Source organism: Spiroplasma endosymbiont of Villa modesta (assembly GCF_964030925.1).
Taxonomy (GTDB): Bacteria; Bacillota_I; Bacilli_A; order Mycoplasmatales; family VBWQ01; genus Spiroplasma_E.
Window position 1 is genome coordinate 159,964 of the sequence record NZ_OZ034992.1, and the last position, 15,144, is coordinate 175,107.

Below are 15,144 nucleotides of genomic sequence, written 5' to 3' on the forward strand. Positions count from 1 at the left end.
CGGTAATACATATACGTTTTACTTCTTAACAAACTTTTTATTCTTATCATAACTACGTTTACCACGAACCTTAACAACATCCTTTTTGTTATCTTGTAAAATATTATCTAATTTATCTAATCCTACTGCTCTAATATCATCAACAGTAAAATCTAATGCTTGTGATTGTTCATAGTCTTTAACAGTACTTAATTCACTCTTTAAAGAATGAATATAATTTAAAGCACGACTATTATATCTTTGTAAATAAGACCTAGGAAATCATAAATTAAAAGTCATAGTTTCACCACTATAACTAGGTGGTAATCCACCACGTTTAATTATTCGCTTTGTTTGTCTTTTAGACAATACAACTTTATTATAATCATCAACATTAGTATAAATATTTAGTTTAAACTTAACTAAAAATAACAAAATACGCATTCTTTTAACTTGCACAATATATTCCACTTTTTCACGTGCTTGTTTTGGTATTCTATCGGGGTGTTGTTCAATCATATACATAATTCCATTAAAATTATGACCTATCAATTTACAAAACATTCCTAAACTTTCTTGTGTTTCTTTAAATTCGGGTGATAAATCATTACTATTAATTTTTAAACCTAATTCATCAAAAACAAGCATATCATTCTCTTTAAAAGCATAATTACTATTTAATTGATTAAATTTAAAAACATCATCATAAGAACAACGATAACTATACTCATTACGCACCTTAATAGGAATAGGACTTACTACCCTACCTTTATGTTTTTGTGCTAAACAACAAGCAAGGGCAGACTTACCAGTACGTGGTGGTGCTGAAATAATATAACTACCTACACGTTGTAATATCTTTATATTTTTTCTAGTTATTAAAAATGGATATAGTATTATTAATAATAAAATTCCTAAAAGTAAATAACCATATCAAGGCATTATTTCAACTCCTAACCAACTAAAAATCCAACTGCTTTTAAAAATACTCATAATGTTAAAACTTGTTCTAAACCACTAGTAAAATCAACATTTAAAACAGAACTAATAGTATCATCAAAAATACGTCTCAATAATCCATCAAGTTTAGTAAAAAATTCTCTTAATGGTTCCACCGGTAAAACTTTACCAACAACTCCATAAAGTACTCATCTAAAAGCATTACGTAAATGACCAAAAACATCATATCAACTAACTCGCTCATACTCAGGGTTAAAAGGACTATTTGGTGGAACTGGTGTTACTTTCTCACTTGAAAAAATATTAATTTGACCAAAATTTAATTGTGGTGAAAAAGTTGGTCTAGTTGATTCACCATGAACATCAAAAAATACTGTTAAATGTCTTAAATTTGGAACACGAATAGGCATAGTAACAAAATTATATAAATCTTGCTGATAAATATCATTATCAACTTTACCTTTAAAAACATATTTTGTATCACCAACATTATCTAAAAAACTAAAAACAAAATTAGCAGTAAAAGTTTTAAAATATTCATATTCAAAATAAAACATAAAACCTTGAATATAAAAACTTAAAGGTTTATCAATTTCAAAATTTAACTGTGTTTGAAAATTTATAATTCTTTTACCAGTATTAACAAAATTTAAATTATTAGTATTATTCTTTGCAACATAATTATGATTAAACATAATACGTGAAAATTCATCTAATTGTTTTCTATTAAAAGTATAAACACCAGTTCCCATATCTATCATTTGTGACGGAACACCAATTGTATCACTATAATAATAACACGTATATAAACCTTCATTATTTCCTATAAATTCACCACTTACTAATTTTAAATCCGGTTGGTCAACATCAAAATAAGCAGAATTTCATGGAATTGTTGCTCAATCATCAAAATCATGATATTTAACATGTTTAACCATTTCTTTTGTAATATCATAATTAACAACATTAGGGTCATTTGAAACAATTAAACTAGTCGGTGCTTGAACAGAAGTATTTACAACAAAAAATATTTTTACAAACTTAAATCACATAATTATTTACCAAATAAACATTTTAAAATTCACCATGAACCATAAAACAAAACAAATCCAATAAAAAACTGTGTTCCATAAACTACTAAATTTCATAAAATAGTAGTAAAATCATCAACTGGATTACCTATAAACATAGTTCAATAATCAACTATACATTGATGTATTTTATTATAAATATCTCAAACACTCATACTTAACACCTACCCAAACAATGACCTAAAAACAAATTTAATAACACGATAAATAAAATTAAAAAATACACCTAATACCAATCAAAAAGTCAAATTAAACAAAATATAAACTTCATCAGTAATATTAGTTTGATTTAAAAATATACCAATATCATTACTAGAAAATATAAAAATAAAATGCAATATACTAACAACAAAACTAGACATAACTATTCACCATATTTAAGTCTTACGTAATTAGCACGTCGTTCCATTCTTTCTTTAACTTCTTTTTGTTCCAATTTTCTTAAATGATGTTTGGCAATACTTGTACCAACAACATTATTTACATTACTAGCAAAACGACCAATAGTTTTAACATTACGTCCTAATGCTAATGTTGGTAACATCAACTCAGGTAAAATAACCCTAAATGCAAATCTAAGCAAAATCAAAAATATCATTAACGTACCTAAATTAAAACCTAAATCACCAAGTGGAAAACTAAAAAACTTCATAAAAATTGAAGCAAATAATTGCATAACAGTTGTAATAAAAGGTATAAACATAATTTCACATCCTAATGTCTTGTAAATCTAAATAATCCTAAAATTAAATAAAATACAAAACTAACATTTATTAAAGCAAGAATAGGCAAAGGTAAAGTGTATAAACTATCATAAAAAAACGACTTAATAAAAAGTGTCACAGTATGTAATCCAGCAAAAGAACTTAAATACTGCATATAAATAGTTTGTACCAAAGTATTAACAACTGGTAAAAGTCTACCTAATAATGGTAAAACAAAAACCAAACTAAAAAATAACTTTACCATTTGCTTACTCCTTTCTAATTACTAATGAGTTCCATGGATAATATGACCAACAAACTGCTTAATAAATACAAGAACCATAAATACGATTGAAATTAAAACTGGTCAATTTGTAAGTGTTCCACCATCGCCAGTAGTAAATACTCAACCAAAAATATAAGTAAAAGCATTTAATAATTGTTGTCCAACACCACCTATCATGGTTAATAATGCTGATAGTCCAGCGGGCATATTAATCACCCCCTTTCTCTAATTCTTTTTGTTGTTTTTCCATTTCTAATTTACGTTTCTTCTTTTCAAAATCTTTACGACAAAAAGTACAATCAGGGTCATTTTCTTTTTCCTTTACATGTTTTTTATGTTTGAATTTCTGTATACCCTCATGTATTCAATTACGACAAAATCAAAGTATAAGACAAAACCCACCAATATATAAGGCATATTTTATAATTTCTTTAAAATCCATTATTTATCACTTCCTTTTTTTCTTTTTTTTAAAAAATCAATTAAACTAAATAACTCATAAAAAATTACTAAAACAAAAAGTAAAATATTAATGCCTAAATCTAAACCAATAAAAAAATCAAAATTACCATTTATAATATTATGTATTTCAGCAACAGTTCAAACCATAGAAAAAAAACCAACAATAAAACAAAAAACATGAAATTTAGGAGTGTCATACCACTTTTTTTTAATTTCTTTATTTTCCATTATTAAACACCACCTAATGTATAAGCATAAGAATAATCCCAATTTAAACTTGCTCTATCTAAATTAATCTCTGACATACTATCATCATTTAAATCAACATCAACCATACTATCATCTGTACTTTGATAATTACTAACACTAGCATTAATTAATCTTGCTCTTTCATCAGTAAACACTTCTTGTAATTCTGTATTATTATGTGTATTTCCTAATGGCAACAGTAAAGTATTAATAATCTCACTTGCACCAGCAATAATCGTAGGAATAGCAAAATAATTATTAAAATCGTTATTAATACCCATTGCTACACCACTTGAAATCAAACATCCACCAGTAGCCATATTCGCTATTTTTCTTATATTTTGAAATCTATTAGGTATTAACTCAGTTAAACCACTAATAACATTTGCTATACCAAAACTATTTAAAGATATATAAGTATCTCAATCTACAAAAGGAACATCAATTATCGGTTTAACAGTTGTAAATGGTGGATACGTTGGTTTTGGTGGTGGTTCAGTAGGGCATGGTGGTCAAAAACAAGGTTCATCTCTTAATAAAGAAACTGACTTATCTACATACTGAACAAACTTAACATAATTTATTAAACCAATTGTTCCTAGACCTAAAAATATCTTTTTATAACTATTAATAACTTTATTTCTAATAGTTGGTCTCTGATTAATATTTCATATATCAATTGCCAACTTTTTACTAAACAACAAAGAATTAATAGAACCTAAAATTGGGTCTTTTAAATATTGACCATAATAAGCACTAACTCCAACCATAGCACTTAATGGACTTAATCCAGTTCTTAAAATTTTAGTTAAAGTATAATTATTAGTTTGTTCTAAATCATTAGGCATAAATAAAACTCCTTACTTTATTAATAAGGAGCATATTTATACTAATTAGAGTAAGGGGCAAAAATACACTAAAAAGTATATATATGCCCCTTATTTAATTTTTAATTTTCTTTTTGTTGTAATTGTTCTTTTTGTTTAACCAAAGCAATATTTAATATACAATTTGGACAATAATATTTCCCAGTATATAAATTTTGTAAAACTCTTTTAGGACAAATTACTTGGTCACAAAGTTTGCATACATACATTGCTAAATGAAAATGTTGTTGACAAGCACAATTATTAATTTTTGACATAACTTAAATCCTTTAAATAATTATTTAACAATTACCCTATAATAAATAACTATTTAGTTTTTAAATTATGTATATCAATAATTTTTGCTTCTCATGTTATTTCAACATCATAATAAGAACCAAGACTTAAATTCATTTTAGAAAGTTTAGTAAATAATTCACTATCATGTAAAACTCATTTATCCTTAGATTTTTCACCGGTTGATATTTTAATACCTTTATCAGTAACATAAAATGGCGAAAAAGTAAGTACATCATAATTTTTGGACTTACCACTTTTTTCATCTTTAATTACTTCATTACTTCTAATTTTTGTCAATTGACACAAAAAATACATGTTAACCTCCGTCGCTGAAACCATAAATATGGTTATGATTAGCAAAGTATAGGGTTATCCCTTGCTATAATAAATATAACATAAAAAAAATAAAAAACAATAAAAAATATCATAACAAGAAAATAATACCAGCGACGGAATTATTATTTCTTATTATGACAATAATCATTATATATATATATATATATATATACAAGTATTTTCTTAATAAGTTGTTCTAAGTTTATAACAAAAAATAAAAATTAATTAACTAATAATAATTTAAAAACTATTGTCATTATTGATAATAATAATGATACAACAGATAATATAACAGAAATATAATTTTTAAAAAATGTTTTATATTTATGTATATAGTCATAACCTTTATCAGTTAAACCTATTGCATTAATTCTTAATATAATATAATTTTTGTTTAAAATATCAGACTGATAAGGAGAATTAATATATACATAATTATCTTTAATATTACTCTCATGATTCCAATTATTATTAGCATTTATTTTTATAGGAACAATAACTTTTAAATAATTACTTGCAAATATATAATTAATAATTTTAAGTTGTTCTCTTGAAACATTAAGTTTATTATTTTCTCCTATTCACTCACTATTTGAATAATAGTTAGTATGCTGTAATAATTTTTCAATTCATTCTAATATATTTTTTCTAGAATATTTTTTTATTTTTTTATCTTTTTTTCTTAACATTTTTTATTTTAATCACTTTCTAAAAAATTTTTTAATTACTAAAAAATCATATCAAAATATTTCACTAATGTAAAATTCTTGGCACACGCTTAATTGCATTCCTAAACCTAATACTATCAATTGAAACATATTCATCATAATCTTTAAAATTATCACCAAAAACAGTAGTATCAAAACTACCACCAAAAAGCATAGTATGACCTAAATTATCAATTTTCTTCTTAAAAAATTGCGTATGTAAAGCATTAACAGAAGCATCAATTAAACGTTGATATAACATTATTTTTTGACCTTTAATTACTTTTGGATTAGAGCAATTACGAGAAAAAGCATAAGCACGCACACCTAAATCATATTGATTTTGAGATTTTATATCATTTTGCACTTTTACAACATATTTACTTAAATACTTAACTATATTTTCATTAGTACCTTTTTGAACAAATTTTACATCATTAAAACCAAATGGTCATCATTGAGGTAACATACTTTTATGTATTTTTCTATTAAATAGAATATGAAAATGAATAGCACCACGTTTTTGATATTCATAAACATACATATATTTTAATTCACCTAAATATTTAGCACGTTTAGGGTCATTTCATCAACGTTTCAAACGTTTAAAAAATATAGCAATATCATGTTTTGCTTTATTAATATCTTGCATATTATCTTTATAAGTTAAAGTAACAAAACTTAAAACATTTGAATTATAAAAATTATGATATGCTTTATGTATTAACTTTGTTTTAGTACGAATAGTACTATTACGTAACTTTTTATTATTAATACCTAAATTTTTAATACCAACTTCATTACGTTTATTATTTAATATAGCACTCATAGGTAAAATTATATTTTTTACATAAGAACCATAATATACTTTTTTTATATAAAAATTTTCTTCCATATATAAAACTCCGTCGCTGTATTTTAATTTTATATATTTTTATAACAAAATAATCATAACATAAAAAACAAAATAATTAATAAATTATCTTGCGGTGAATTGTGTTACTTAATTGAATTGTGTTACTTAATTAAACTAATCATAACACAAAAAATAAAATAATTAATAAATTATCTTGCGGTGAATTGTGTTACTTAATTTAATTGAATTGTGTTACTTAATTGAATTGTGTTACTTAATTAAAAATAATATTACACTTATTATAAAAAAAGACAATATTCTTTTTAAAAAAAGATTGAATATTTTTAATTAAAAAGAACACTAATAGTAAAATAATTTTCAAAATAATTTTTCTTAATTAAGATAAAAATTAAATTAAAAATTCAATGATTAAATTAAATATTCATTGAATTTTTAAATTATGATTAATTTTTTTTAATATTACATTCAACATGCATTGGTTGTAAATTTTCTAAACTATTATTATTTGGATCACCATCAATGTGATCAATATTTCAAGCAAATGCTGAAGTTGGTTGTTCACCTTGATAAGCACCTTTTATCATTGGCAAGCAACACCACGGACAAGGAGCTTGCACATTCAATGTTCAAAATTCAGATAATCCTTTAAAATATTTCTCCATTTTTTGAATAGAATAGTTTCATATTTTTTCTTTGTCTTCTTTTTCTCACTTTTTACGACGTGCCACAATGAATTAACCCCTTTCGTATTAAATTATACTATAAGTTACAATATTTTTTTATATTTTTTTAAACTTAATATTACAATTTATTTTATTAACGTGCTAATAATCTATTATAAGCAGTTTGCATTTGTGGGTCAAAACTACGAGTATATAAACCGTTAAAATATCCTTCATGATGCTTACTTGGATCTAATGGATCGGGTAATTGCCATTTTTTGGAATATATACATGCTTTCAAATTTCTGCTGAAAAATTAGTACTAACTTCATCCATGGCTGCTTGTAAAGGTGAGGTATAACCAAATTCACTACTTAAATCAACTTGTGTTTGTTTTTGCATTATATAATTAATAAATTTAAAAGCTAAATCTTTATGAAGACATATTCCGTAATTAAATTTTTTAAAAGTCAATTAATAATTTTAAAATTTATTTTATAATTTTGTTATTAACAATAAATTTAGAAAAGTGTTGATAAAAATGATTTTTGAAAATTTAAAAAAATTAAAAAATGAAGAATTTTACAGATATTTTGGTATAAAACGTTTTCATTTTAATGAAATGTTAGAAAAATTAATTGAAATAGAAAAATTAGAAAAAAATAAAGGTCGAAAAAATAAACTTTCAGTAGAAGAAAGATTAATGATGACTTTATTATACTGAAAAGAATATTATACTTTTTTTCAAATGAGTATTAAATCTAAAATGAGCCCATCAAGTTGTTTTCGAAATATTACTTGAGTAGAAAATAAACTTAGTAACCACAAAGATTACCAATTTTTAAAAGAAAGATATAAATTAAAAATTGATAAAAAACAAGAAAATTCAAATGAATTTCAATTTTATTTAATTGATTCAACTGAGATTGAAATTGAAAGACCAACTAAAAAAAACTACAGTTAGAATATTTTTCTGGTAAAAGTTGAATGTATTCTATAAAATTTTAAATTGTATATGATTTTTTAATAAAAAAATTGTTGATATTTTTGCTGATAATGGTAAAGTGCATGATTTTCAAATATTAAAAAATTCAAATCTTGAATTTTCAGAAAAAACAATAATTATTGGTGATTTAGGATATCAAGGTATACAAAATATTTATAAAAATACAATAATACCAATTAAAAGAACTAAAAATAAAAAATTAACTAAACAAGAAAGAAAATACAATAAGATTGTATCTAAAATTAGAATTAAAGTTGAACATGTCTTTGCTTGATTGAAAAGATTCAAAATTTTAGTAAATAAATGTAGAAAATCTAAATTTAGACTTATGTACTTAAGATTTAACTTACTTTGTGAAATTTTTAATAAAATAAAACCATTAAAATAAAAAAAATATTAAAAATATTTTTTTAAAATTTAAATTTTTATCGAGTTAATATAAAAATATTATTAACAATTTTTTGTTTAAAATGTAAACTCATTTTTTAAACTATTTTTTCAAAAAATATTTATTTCTATATTCAATAACACTAAATAGTTTTAAAACAATTTTATTGACAATTAATTAAATTTAATTACGGAATATGTCCTTAGAATCTTTTCGTTATGTATTTAATTGAGTATTTGCTGGTGACTCAATTATGACAAATTGACCGGTATTAATTCCAATATTTATGATGGTCTTAGTATTTATTAAAGAATTCATAGGACATATTATTCGTGGATTTAGATAGAAAAAATTAAATTTATTTTTAGGAGGTAATGGTTATGATTAAATTATTTTTTGCAATAATTTTTGTTTTTCCTTTATTAGGTAAACTTTTACCTTCTTTAAATAATATTGTTCAAAATATTTTGCAAAGTTATATTACTGATTTTTCTGGTTTACATAATTTATCTTTGGTTATTAAAAGTTTTATTTTTGGTGATAGTTCACAACAAATAGTTTCAATGCCAGCACCATTGTTAGCAATTATTTTAGTGCTTTTTACTTTTTCATTAATTTTAAAATTATTAAAAATAATATAGGATTAGTTTATTATGGGTGTTGCTTTTATTTCAAAAGTTTTAGAACTATTTGGACAAATTTTTATGAAATTTTGAAATTTGCCAATGGCAGATTTAGGTTTTAATTTGGGAACTTTTGTTGTTTTTATTCTTTTAATAAAGTTTGCTATGTCAGTTTTTTTAAATATTGATATTCAGCCAGTTTCTACATCGGGGACTGTAAAGCAAAGTTATAAAAATATTAAAGGTGGTTCAAAATTTGTTGGTAAAAAAATTGCTAAGGTTCATAGTAAACGTATTGATAAATTAAAAGAAAAAAATAAAAAACAAGGTAAGTTTAAAGGTGGTGCTGGTGGTAATAAATTTACTGGAACATCTAGTGGTTGAGGAGTTGGTAATTAATTATGAGTGATTTTGTGAATAGTATATTGCATTTAATTTTTATATTTTCTAGTAATGATATTGGTATATTTTTAAATCAAACTAATATTACTGATGAAGTTTATATTTTGTTTAATTTGACTTTTTGGTTGGTATTAGGTGTATTTTTTAATTTTATTTATCGTAGTATTAAATTTATTTTTAGGTCATTGTTTGGGTAGGTGTTAAGTATGAGTGTTTGAGATATTTACAATAAAATACATCAATGTATAGTTGATTATTGAACTATGTTTATAGGAAGTCCAGTTGACCAATTTACTACTATTTTATGAAATTTGGTAGTTTATGGAACGCAGTTTTTATTGGATTTATTATATTTTATGGTTTATGATGATTTTTAAGATGTTTGTTTGGTAAATAATTATGTGATTTAAATTTGCTAAATTGTTTTTTGTTGTAAATACTTCTGTTCAAGCACCAACTAGTTTAATTGCTTCAAATGACCATAATGTTGTTAATTATGATATTACAAAAGAAATGGTTAAACATGTTAAGTATCATAATTTTGATGATTGAGCAACAATACCATGAAATTCTGCTTATTTTGACATTGACCAACCGGATTTAAAATTAGTTAGTGGTGAATATATTGGTAATCAGGGTACTTATATATGTTCTTATTATAGTGATACAGTTGGTGTTCCAAAACAACAGATAAATATGGGGTCTGGCGTTTATACTTTTAATAGAAAACAATTGGATGAATTTTCACGTATTATGTTTAATCATAATTATGTTTCAGAAAAGAATACTAATCATTTGAATTTTGTTAATAACGATAGGAGAGTTATAAATTTTCAAACACAGTTAAATTTTGAAATTGATAAACCTTTGAGTTTTTATATTCAAGGATTTATGTTTTATTTTGAATATGAACGTTTTAAAACTTTTACTGCTAATTTTACTTTTAGTTTTTTAGATTATGTTGGTAATACAAAGTATGTTTTTAAAGGTAAAGTGGATAATGATATTTATCAACAAGATTTATATAATTTTGTTACTTTGCCTATTCGTGTACCAAGTTTAAAACATTTAACAGTATTTTTTGACGTTCACGGTGATTCATATTCTTATATGTCACCACAGTTAAATCTTGGTCAAGTTAATATTTTTCAAGTGAAAATATAACGCCAGTGCCACCAAATAGTCCTTTTAATCCCGAATATGAAAGACCAAGTTGATATGATGTCTTTGGACATTTATGTAATGCTTTTAGATGAGTACTTTATGGTGTTGTTGGTAAAGTTTTACCAGTTGAACCATTAAGACAGTTTCTTTTTATAACAGATAGTTTATTACGACATATTTTTTTAGATACTATTAGTACTGCTTTAAATGTTGATATTGTTAGCGGTATTGAAAATATTATACCTTTATGATTATTTGTTAGAGCAATTAGTTTAATTATAGGTTAGGAGTTTATTATGAAAAAGAAAGATTTATTTGAAATTTGTAGTGGAGTTGTTTTTTGTTTTTTAATATCATCGTTTACTGCTTTATTTATTAAAGTTATTTTTTGAAAATGCTAGTTTTGGTTCAAAATTTTTAATTTTCTTTTTTGATTTTATTTTTCCTTTTATTTTAAGTTCATATTTTATAAAATTTTGTTTTTGAATTTAAAATAAGTTTAAAAATAAAAATAAGGTGGTTAAATAATGCCTTGATATGGTTATGTGTTATTAGTTATAGGTTTGATTATAATTATTTATCCAATTCTTATAACTATTCGTAATGTTAAAATTTTAAAACGAGTTGGTAGTTATATTATTTCAGCACCTCCAAGAACTGGCAAATCTGCCCTTGCTTGTTGTTTAGCACAAACTCATAAGAAACGAGTAGTTAGTCCTTTCCCTATTAAGTTAAAGACTGGTTATTCTTATTTGGTTAATTATAACGATGTTTTTACTTTTAATCAGTTAGCAAGTAATTATGCTTTTGAGGAACAAGATTTAATAATTTTAGATGAATTAGCATTAAAAATAAATTCTAATGATTTAGGAGTACAGTTTAAAAATCAACAAGAAAGTTTAGGGCAATTTTGTAAGTTAATAGGTCACATGTTTAATGGTACAATGTATTTGATTGAACAACACCCTAATAGAATACCAGTACAAGCAAGAGAAAAAGTAAAATATATAGTTCAAGTTAAAAGAATGCGTGTTTTATTATTTTTTGTTGTATTTAATATTAATTTATATACTAATATTGAGGATTATAATAAAGTAGTATTTTCACGTCGTAGAACAAAGAAAATGATTAAAAGAGGTATTATGCCTCCAAGTTATAGTGGTGAAGCAATGGCTATGACTTTATTTTTTCCTAGACACTGGTTAAAAAGGTATAATTCACGTGCTTTACATTATGTGCATGAACTTAAAAGTGAATTGTCACCTAAGAAATACCTTAAAGAAGCAAGTAGTATTGATATGACTTATAGTGATATTAAATCTGCTGGTTTGGATAAATTAGATAATATATTAAAAAAGAAAGATAAACCTAAAAATAAAGATAAATAAAAATAATTATAGTCCCAGTGAACCTACTGGGACTATAATTTGGGTGAGCCACGTAGTGGCGAGGGACGTAGTCCCTATATACTTGATTTTAAAAGGTTATAACATACCACCTTGATTTTCAGATCAAGTTGGTATTTTTTGTTTTAAATATTTGAAATAACAATAATGAAATTATTATATTAATATTAAATTTAATAAAAAACAAAAAATAGGGAGGAAAATAATACCAAACACATTTAATTTTAACAACATAACAAAAGGTCAACAATTAATAATTTTTTTTAATAATAATAAAACATTAATTTTTAAGACAGAGAATGCTTCGCAAGGTACAAGATTTGTCGTATTTGGTGAAACATTGGAAGGAGAAAAAGTATTAATTCCTGCTTTTACTGGAGCAGAATTAGATACTAAGTATCGCAATGTTAATGATAGCAGATCACGTCTTAACAATTGTACTAAATGGATAAGTGAACGTTGATTTGGAGTAACATCTCGCTTCCTTGATTTAGAAGAAATTTATTTATTAAATTCAGAAGGTAATTTAAGAAAATATGATGCTGCTTTTGATGGTAAAGTTTGTTTTGAAAAAAGTAAATTTTATGTTTCTGAAGAAGCCACTTATAACTTTAATGATATAAAATTATTTTTCTTAAAAGCAAGAGTTAGAGATATTTTATTAAAAAATAATAGAGGAAAATTACCAATAGATGAAAATGTTTCACTTATTCAACAAGCATTAGCAAGAATTGGAGAAGATTCACAATTAGACACTGCTAGATTATTAACAATGAAAGAAAGAGTAACTTTATTTATTGAAGCAATCAGTCAAATACCTGAGGCTATAGATCTTTTTGTTTATTATCAAGAATCAGAAGATAAGAAAATTTTAGACATTAATGATGTAATTTTACAAAGTGAATTATTACATAAGTTAAATATTAAAACTGGTTTAAATTTTACTAAAGAAGAGTTAACAAAATTTAAAATTAAGTTAGAAGTTATTGAAAATAATGAAGATGAAGATAATAATATTTTGAAAGTACAATTAAATCTTGCATATAAAGTTGATAATAATACCTGAAGCGCAAACTTTTCTTCTTCTGAATTCCAAATTAAAGCTAAAAGAAAAAATAAAGTAAGTTTATTATTTAATTTACATTGTGGTAAACTTTCAATGATTTCGGTTAAATCAATGTCTATACAAGAAAAGGAAGCATCTTTTTTTTCTAAATTAGATTTTGAAATTAAAAAAATAGATAATGTAATAGAAGAATTTATTAAATTAAGTAATGAAGATAAAAAAACAGTTCATGCTTTATTACAAACACAGCAACAATGAGAAAAAAATATTGCTGATTGAAAAAATAAAAAAGAATTATCTGATACAGAACGTTTAGCAGGTATTAAAAAAGATAAAAAAGAATTAGAAAATGTAACTAAAAAAATCGAAGAAATTTTAGTTAAAAATGAAGAACATAAACAAAAAACACTTAATAGTTTACTTATAGATATGAAATTAGTTAATAATTTACAAATGTTAAGTTATTTAAAAAAGAGTTTATTTTTAAAAAGTAAAGAATATTTAGGACATATTCCGTAATTAAATTTAATTAATTGTCAATAAAATTGTTTTAAAACTATTTAGTGTTATTGAATATAGAAATAAATATTTTTTGAAAAAATAGTTTAAAAAATGAGTTTACATTTTAAACAAAAAATTGTTAATAATATTTTTATATTAACTCGATAAAAATTTAAATTTTAAAAAAATATTTTTAATATTTTTTTTATTTTAATGGTTTTATTTTATTAAAAATTTCACAAAGTAAGTTAAATCTTAAGTACATAAGTCTAAATTTAGATTTTCTACATTTATTTACTAAAATTTTGAATCTTTTCAATCAAGCAAAGACATGTTCAACTTTAATTCTAATTTTAGATACAATCTTATTGTATTTTCTTTCTTGTTTAGTTAATTTTTTATTTTTAGTTCTTTTAATTGGTATTATTGTATTTTTATAAATATTTTGTATACCTTGATATCCTAAATCACCAATAATTATTGTTTTTTCTGAAAATTCAAGATTTGAATTTTTTAATATTTGAAAATCATGCACTTTACCATTATCAGCAAAAATATCAACAATTTTTTTATTAAAAAAATCATATACAATTTGAAATTTTATAGAATACATTCAACTTTTACCAGAAAAATATTCTAACTGTAGTTTTTTTAGTTGGTCTTTCAATTTCAATCTCAGTTGAATCAATTAAATAAAATTGAAATTAATTTGAATTTTCTTGTTTTTTATCAATTTTTAATTTATATCTTTCTTTTAAAAATTGGTAATCTTTGTGGTTACTAAGTTTATTTTCTACTCAAGTAATATTTCGAAAACAACTTGATGGGCTCATTTTAGATTTAATACTCATTTGAAAAAAAGTATAATATTCTTTTCAGTATAATAAAGTCATCATTAATCTTTCTTCTACTGAAAGTTTATTTTTTCGACCTTTTATTTTTTTCTAATTTTTCTATTTCAATTAATTTTTCTAACATTTCATTAAAATGAAAACGTTTTATACCAAAATATCTGTAAAATTCTTCATTTTTTAATTTTTTTAAATTTTCAAAAATCATTTTTATCAACACTTTTCTAAATTTATTGTTAATAACAAAATTATAAAATA

Annotated in this window: 28 protein-coding genes; 10 read left to right on the plus strand and 18 right to left on the minus strand. The window is 23.2% G+C overall.

All coding sequences use genetic code 4. The features are described from left to right. Window positions 1–18 precede the first annotated feature (18 nt). From AAHM89_RS00965 to AAHM89_RS01035, 15 genes are all read right to left on the minus strand, one after another. Window positions 19–921, minus strand: coding sequence for a hypothetical protein (locus tag AAHM89_RS00965; protein WP_342266674.1), 903 nt, complete (start codon window positions 919–921; stop codon window positions 19–21). Window positions 922–932: 11 nt separating this feature from the next. Further along, a complete protein-coding gene (locus tag AAHM89_RS00970; RefSeq protein ID WP_342266675.1) occupies window positions 933–1,991 on the minus strand; it encodes a hypothetical protein in 1,059 nt (352 codons plus the stop codon). Window positions 1,992–1,993: 2 nt separating this feature from the next. Next, a complete protein-coding gene (locus tag AAHM89_RS00975) occupies window positions 1,994–2,185 on the minus strand; it encodes a hypothetical protein (protein ID WP_342217917.1) in 192 nt (63 codons plus the stop codon). Between the two features lie 209 nt (window positions 2,186–2,394). After that, entirely contained in the window at window positions 2,395–2,733 is a 339-nt protein-coding gene (locus AAHM89_RS00980; protein WP_342266676.1) for a hypothetical protein, read from the minus strand. Between the two features lie 11 nt (window positions 2,734–2,744). Then, window positions 2,745–2,999 (minus strand): hypothetical protein, encoded by a 255-nt coding sequence (locus AAHM89_RS00985; protein WP_174480864.1) that lies wholly within the window; start codon window positions 2,997–2,999, stop codon window positions 2,745–2,747. Window positions 3,000–3,020: 21 nt separating this feature from the next. Next, window positions 3,021–3,227, minus strand: coding sequence for a hypothetical protein (locus AAHM89_RS00990; RefSeq protein ID WP_174480862.1), 207 nt, complete (start codon window positions 3,225–3,227; stop codon window positions 3,021–3,023). A gap of 1 nt (window position 3,228) precedes the next feature. Further along, window positions 3,229–3,462 (minus strand): hypothetical protein, encoded by a 234-nt coding sequence (locus AAHM89_RS00995; protein ID WP_174479931.1) that lies wholly within the window; start codon window positions 3,460–3,462, stop codon window positions 3,229–3,231. Further along, window positions 3,462–3,710, minus strand: a complete 249-nt coding sequence (locus AAHM89_RS01000) for a hypothetical protein (RefSeq protein WP_338962672.1) — start codon at window positions 3,708–3,710, stop codon at window positions 3,462–3,464. Before AAHM89_RS01000 ends, AAHM89_RS00995 begins: the two co-directional genes overlap by 1 nt. A 2-nt stretch (window positions 3,711–3,712) precedes the next feature. Next, entirely contained in the window at window positions 3,713–4,579 is an 867-nt protein-coding gene (locus AAHM89_RS01005; protein WP_342266677.1) for a hypothetical protein, read from the minus strand. A gap of 101 nt (window positions 4,580–4,680) precedes the next feature. After that, window positions 4,681–4,875 carry a hypothetical protein gene (locus AAHM89_RS01010; protein ID WP_281749008.1) on the minus strand — a complete coding sequence of 65 codons (195 nt, stop codon included), beginning with the start codon at window positions 4,873–4,875 and terminating at the stop codon, window positions 4,681–4,683. A gap of 49 nt (window positions 4,876–4,924) precedes the next feature. Then, entirely contained in the window at window positions 4,925–5,212 is a 288-nt protein-coding gene (locus AAHM89_RS01015) for a hypothetical protein (protein ID WP_339048937.1), read from the minus strand. A 242-nt stretch (window positions 5,213–5,454) separates the two neighbouring features. After that, window positions 5,455–5,922 carry a hypothetical protein gene (locus tag AAHM89_RS01020; RefSeq protein WP_342266678.1) on the minus strand — a complete coding sequence of 156 codons (468 nt, stop codon included), beginning with the start codon at window positions 5,920–5,922 and terminating at the stop codon, window positions 5,455–5,457. Window positions 5,923–5,986: 64 nt separating this feature from the next. Further along, window positions 5,987–6,835 (minus strand): rolling circle replication-associated protein, encoded by an 849-nt coding sequence (locus AAHM89_RS01025; protein WP_342266679.1) that lies wholly within the window; start codon window positions 6,833–6,835, stop codon window positions 5,987–5,989. 425 nt (window positions 6,836–7,260) lie between these two features. Next, the gene (locus AAHM89_RS01030; RefSeq protein WP_252319983.1) at window positions 7,261–7,545 is read right to left on the minus strand and encodes an HNH endonuclease signature motif containing protein; all 285 of its coding nucleotides are present in this window, start codon (window positions 7,543–7,545) and stop codon (window positions 7,261–7,263) included. 88 nt (window positions 7,546–7,633) lie between these two features. Then, window positions 7,634–7,780 carry a hypothetical protein gene (locus tag AAHM89_RS01035; RefSeq protein WP_342266680.1) on the minus strand — a complete coding sequence of 49 codons (147 nt, stop codon included), beginning with the start codon at window positions 7,778–7,780 and terminating at the stop codon, window positions 7,634–7,636. Between the two features lie 240 nt (window positions 7,781–8,020). Between AAHM89_RS01035 and AAHM89_RS01040 the strand changes: the two genes are divergently transcribed. The 10 genes from AAHM89_RS01040 to AAHM89_RS01085 all read left to right on the plus strand — a co-directional run bounded on the left by AAHM89_RS01040 (window position 8,021) and on the right by AAHM89_RS01085 (window position 14,053). Beyond that, complete coding sequence (locus AAHM89_RS01040) at window positions 8,021–8,443, plus strand: transposase family protein (protein ID WP_339045912.1); 423 nt, start codon at window positions 8,021–8,023, stop codon at window positions 8,441–8,443. Between the two features lie 19 nt (window positions 8,444–8,462). After that, window positions 8,463–8,873 (plus strand): transposase family protein, encoded by a 411-nt coding sequence (locus AAHM89_RS01045; RefSeq protein WP_342266681.1) that lies wholly within the window; start codon window positions 8,463–8,465, stop codon window positions 8,871–8,873. A 196-nt stretch (window positions 8,874–9,069) separates the two neighbouring features. Then, window positions 9,070–9,219 (plus strand): hypothetical protein, encoded by a 150-nt coding sequence (locus AAHM89_RS01050; protein WP_342266682.1) that lies wholly within the window; start codon window positions 9,070–9,072, stop codon window positions 9,217–9,219. Window positions 9,220–9,253: 34 nt separating this feature from the next. Further along, window positions 9,254–9,514: a hypothetical protein gene (locus AAHM89_RS01055; RefSeq protein WP_338956747.1), complete on the plus strand. Its 261-nt coding sequence runs from the start codon at window positions 9,254–9,256 to the stop codon at window positions 9,512–9,514. Between the two features lie 12 nt (window positions 9,515–9,526). Beyond that, window positions 9,527–9,895, plus strand: a complete 369-nt coding sequence (locus tag AAHM89_RS01060; RefSeq protein ID WP_342266683.1) for a hypothetical protein — start codon at window positions 9,527–9,529, stop codon at window positions 9,893–9,895. Between the two features lie 209 nt (window positions 9,896–10,104). Next, window positions 10,105–10,275, plus strand: coding sequence for a hypothetical protein (locus AAHM89_RS01065; RefSeq protein WP_342266684.1), 171 nt, complete (start codon window positions 10,105–10,107; stop codon window positions 10,273–10,275). Window positions 10,276–10,297: 22 nt separating this feature from the next. After that, a complete protein-coding gene (locus AAHM89_RS01070; RefSeq protein WP_342266685.1) occupies window positions 10,298–11,062 on the plus strand; it encodes a hypothetical protein in 765 nt (254 codons plus the stop codon). Between the two features lie 5 nt (window positions 11,063–11,067). Then, window positions 11,068–11,349 carry a hypothetical protein gene (locus AAHM89_RS01075; RefSeq protein WP_342266686.1) on the plus strand — a complete coding sequence of 94 codons (282 nt, stop codon included), beginning with the start codon at window positions 11,068–11,070 and terminating at the stop codon, window positions 11,347–11,349. Between the two features lie 240 nt (window positions 11,350–11,589). Further along, entirely contained in the window at window positions 11,590–12,450 is an 861-nt protein-coding gene (locus AAHM89_RS01080; protein WP_342266687.1) for a hypothetical protein, read from the plus strand. A gap of 358 nt (window positions 12,451–12,808) precedes the next feature. Then, window positions 12,809–14,053, plus strand: a complete 1,245-nt coding sequence (locus tag AAHM89_RS01085) for a hypothetical protein (RefSeq protein ID WP_342266688.1) — start codon at window positions 12,809–12,811, stop codon at window positions 14,051–14,053. Window positions 14,054–14,240: 187 nt separating this feature from the next. On the opposite strand, the gene AAHM89_RS01090 is transcribed toward AAHM89_RS01085, so the two are convergent. The 3 genes from AAHM89_RS01090 to AAHM89_RS01100 all read right to left on the minus strand — a co-directional run bounded on the left by AAHM89_RS01090 (window position 14,241) and on the right by AAHM89_RS01100 (window position 15,094). Continuing rightward, window positions 14,241–14,648 carry a transposase family protein gene (locus AAHM89_RS01090; protein ID WP_339045908.1) on the minus strand — a complete coding sequence of 136 codons (408 nt, stop codon included), beginning with the start codon at window positions 14,646–14,648 and terminating at the stop codon, window positions 14,241–14,243. Between the two features lie 91 nt (window positions 14,649–14,739). Next, window positions 14,740–14,931, minus strand: a complete 192-nt coding sequence (locus AAHM89_RS01095; protein ID WP_342266689.1) for a hypothetical protein — start codon at window positions 14,929–14,931, stop codon at window positions 14,740–14,742. A 22-nt stretch (window positions 14,932–14,953) separates the two neighbouring features. Further along, a complete protein-coding gene (locus AAHM89_RS01100; protein ID WP_342266386.1) occupies window positions 14,954–15,094 on the minus strand; it encodes a hypothetical protein in 141 nt (46 codons plus the stop codon). Window positions 15,095–15,144 lie beyond the last annotated feature (50 nt).